Origin of the sequence: Macromonas bipunctata (genome assembly GCF_002837135.1) — a bacterium.
In the GTDB taxonomy this organism is placed as follows: domain Bacteria; phylum Pseudomonadota; class Gammaproteobacteria; order Burkholderiales; family Burkholderiaceae_C; genus Macromonas_A; species Macromonas_A bipunctata.
In genome coordinates this window covers 1-2498 of the sequence record NZ_NWBQ01000074.1, presented here as the reverse complement: position 1 = coordinate 2498, position 2498 = coordinate 1, and the positions used below count along the sequence as shown (strand labels likewise).

The following is a 2498-nucleotide window of genomic DNA, read 5'->3' as shown; positions in this document are numbered from 1 at the left end:
GCCCAACTGGCAGCGGAAATCAAAGCCAAGCAAGCCGAAGCGGCAGCCAAGGCCGAAGCACTGCAACAGCGCGACGCGCAAGCGAAAGCGCAGTCCGAGCTGCAAACCAAACTCGATACCCTGACCCAAGCCAACACCAAGACAGTGGCCGACTTGCAAGAAGCGCAGCAGGAAGGTGAATTGCTGTTACAGCAACTGCACCAAGTGCAAGAGGAGTTGGAAAAGTACTACCTCAACCACCAGGCCGCGCAGGCCGAGGTGCAGCAGATCACAGCCCAGTTGCACGCCACCGAGGAAGAGCGCAACCAAGCGGTACACCAACGCAACCTGATCGCGCAAGACCGCCTGAACATTCTGGAGCAACTCAAGGCCGCAGACCAAGCCAAGATCGCGCTGCAAGCGCAGTTTGATGCCTTGACAGAAGAGCAAGCCCAATTGATCAAAGCGCGCGACGTGGCATTGACAGAAATTGCGCAAGAGCGCAACGAGGCCGTACATCAGCGCAACCTGATCGCTCAAGCTCGATTGGAACTGGTGGACGAACTGCAAGCCACACAGCAAGAACTCGAACGCATCACGCAACAACTGTTCCAGGTGCAAGCCGAGCTGGAACAGCAACATCAACGCGAACACGCTGCGCAGCAGCTCAGCCAATCGTTGCAAGCGCGCTGGAACCGTTTGCTGGAGCAACAGCCCGAACTGTCGGATTTTGATGCCGTGCAACTGGTGGGCCCCGTGGTCGATGGCCAGCCTCTGCAATGGCGGCTGAACCACACTACCGTGGCGGGTCGTCCTTTTGAGCAACTTGACTTTCAGACCGTGCTGGAAAACGGCGTGGTCGGTTTTGTCTGGCAGCGCCATCCCAGCGATGGCAGCAGTCCGTTGATCCGCTGGCCTGTGAGCGCCCGCAGTGACGACAGCGTGACCCTGATTCCGACCCGGAGCGCCACCGACACCCACAAGCGTGCGGCACACATGGTGCAACTGGCCAGCAGCGATTGGGAGCTGCTGCTTGCCCTGCCTGCTGTGCTGATGCAAGCGTTGGAACGTGGCCGCGTGCCCCTGCCCGCTGAACAGCGTGATGTGTGGCACACCGCCCTGGCCCGCAGCGTTGAGCTGATGCGCGGCATGCAACGCCTGGTGCGTTTCGATGCCACCGAATTGACCGCTCAGCAAGCCACCCCGCAGCGGGAGGTACTGGCCCTGCGCTTGGCCCCGCTGCATTTTGCGGCGATGCGCTTGCCAGAATTCACCTTCCAGTTGCAGCTGAACAAGGCGGTCGATGGCACCGTCACATCCGCGCACTTCATTCTGGACGCTGCCGCCCAAGGGACTGCCCTGCACAACTGGGTGGCCAACGTGCCCACCGCCACCGGCCAAGCCGTGATGGCCTTGCGTCTGGACGCGGGTGGATGGGACGCTGCACTGTGGCAACAGCTGACCGACCAAGACCGCGCCTTCATGTCCGCCCTGCTGGACAGCTTGGCTGTGGTGCTCGTCAACCTGCAAGCCGCAGGTGCCCGTGCTGAACGTGCTTGGGCCGACTGGCTGAAGCTGGCCACCCACTTGCGCCAATGGGCACGTGCAACTCCGGTGGTGCCCGTGGTAGCGACTGAAGAAGCTACTCCTGCTGAGATGTTGCAACCCCCTGAAGCTCCCCCCGAGGTTCCGCCTGAAACGGCTGCCCGCCCGCGCCGCAGCCGTACTAAGCCGAAGCAGGCATCGTTGTCTGCTCCCTTGTCTGATGAGGGTGCACCTTCCACCACACGCAAGAAGCGTGCAGTGCGGTCATGAGCAGCAGCCCATCCCCTTGCACCGTAACAGCGGTGTTGCTGCACGCCCTGCACAAGACTTACGCCACCACTGCCGTGGTGCATGTTGGTGCAGGTCACGGTGTGGGCGATTTGCACACTTGGCACTGTTGGCCCGAAGTGCAGCAGGCTTGCTGCATCGATGCCGACCCCGACCGTCTGGCCACTTGGGCTGGTGCCGCCATGCCGAATTGGCCCACTGGCTGGCGCGTGCTGCCTGCCGTGGTGGCCGATACCGCTGGTGTGCGCGATTACCACAGCGCCAGCAACCGTGACGAGGATGGTTTGCTGCCTACGGAATGGTTGCAAACCCTGTGGCCCCGGTTGCAGCGCATCACCACCGAAGCCCGCCCTACCCAGCCGCTGGATGCTTTGGTGGGCGATGTTCCGCCTTGTGGCCTGATCGTGGATTGCCTGCCCGCTTTGCAGGTGCTGCGCGGTGCCGCCCAAACGCTGGCCCGCAGCCAGTGGTTGTGTGTGCGTGTGGCCGAACTCGGTTTGGCCGATGATATCGCCCAGATGACTGCGGCATCCGCCGTCACCGAGCACTTGACCCAGGCTGGTTTTAGCTTGGTTGCTCATGTGCCAGGCAATCACCCCGCCGTCGGGTACGCGTTCTATGCCCGCGACTGGCACCCTGCCATGCAGCACCTGCAACAGCAATGTGATGCCGAAGCGCAAGCCAAA

General features: G+C 62.1%; 1 protein-coding gene and 1 pseudogene. Both read left to right on the top strand.

Annotated features, from left to right (window positions below; all coding sequences use genetic code 11):
* Positions 1-1794, top strand: a pseudogene (locus tag CON76_RS13175) (hypothetical protein); the annotation flags it as partial.
* A partial coding sequence (locus tag CON76_RS10780) for a hypothetical protein (RefSeq protein WP_145995428.1) occupies positions 1791-2498 on the top strand: 708 nt, incomplete at its 3' end. The pseudogene CON76_RS13175 and the gene CON76_RS10780, both read left to right, overlap by 4 nt.